This window comes from Burkholderia singularis, assembly GCF_900176645.1.
GTDB lineage: Bacteria > Pseudomonadota > Gammaproteobacteria > Burkholderiales > Burkholderiaceae > Burkholderia > Burkholderia singularis.
The window spans coordinates 1-685 of record NZ_FXAN01000028.1 but is presented as its reverse complement, the minus strand read 5'-3'; the positions used below and the strand labels follow the sequence as shown (position 1 = coordinate 685).

Annotated in this window: 2 protein-coding genes; both read right to left on the bottom strand. The window is 65.8% G+C overall.

What is annotated here, in order from left to right; all coding sequences use genetic code 11:
• Positions 1-26: 26 nt before the first annotated feature.
• Entirely contained in the window at positions 27-374 is a 348-nt protein-coding gene (tnpB, locus tag BSIN_RS02585) for an IS66 family insertion sequence element accessory protein TnpB (RefSeq protein ID WP_006764055.1), read from the bottom strand.
• On the bottom strand, positions 371-685 hold a 315-nt coding region (gene tnpA, locus BSIN_RS02580), incomplete at its 5' end, for an IS66-like element accessory protein TnpA (RefSeq protein ID WP_096059332.1). The genes tnpB and tnpA, both read right to left, overlap by 4 nt.

Genomic DNA, 685 nt, shown 5'->3' with positions numbered 1-685 from the left:
GGCAGTCTACGCGGCGGCCGGCAGGTTTACAACGCCGATGTCGGCTCCGCCGTGCGTACAGGCTGCCGCCAGTCGATACCTTCGAGCAGCATCGACAGTTGCGCCTGGCTCAGGCACACCACGCCACCATCGGCACGTGGCCACACGAACCGACCGCGCTCCAGGCGTTTCATCAGCAGACACATGCCGTCGCCGCTCCACCACAACACTTTGACCAGATCGCCACGCTTGCCGCGGAACACGAACACGTGGCCGCTGAACGGGTCCCGCTCCAGCACGGTCTGGACCTTCGCGGCTAAGCTATTGAAGCCCGAGCGCATGTCGGTCACGCCGGCGGCCAGCCAGATCTTCGTGTGGCTGGGTAGTCCGATCATGCTGTCGGTCCCGACGTGCCGCGCAACATACGGAGCACCAGCAACAGCGTGGCTTCATGCGGCGAGCCTTCGATGCGCACTCGGGTGTTGCCTACGCTGATCTCGATGGCGCCCGCCGGAGCGGCACTGGCGACCGGCGCCGGGGCCGGTTGCTCGATCTCTTGCGCCGGTGCCTCCACGGTCACGGGCAGCAAATCCACCGGATCGTATTCGCCGGCACGCAATGCTCGACGCCATTTGAACACCAGGTTCGGATTCACCCCATGCTCCATCGCCAGACGCGCCACCGATACGTCCGGCTCGCAGGCCAG

Bases quoted from the DNA above. Each gene is read 5' to 3' on its own strand.
- tnpB (WP_006764055.1), bottom strand. From the start codon at position 374: ATGATCGGACTACCCAGCCACACGAAGATCTGGCTGGCCGCCGGCGTG.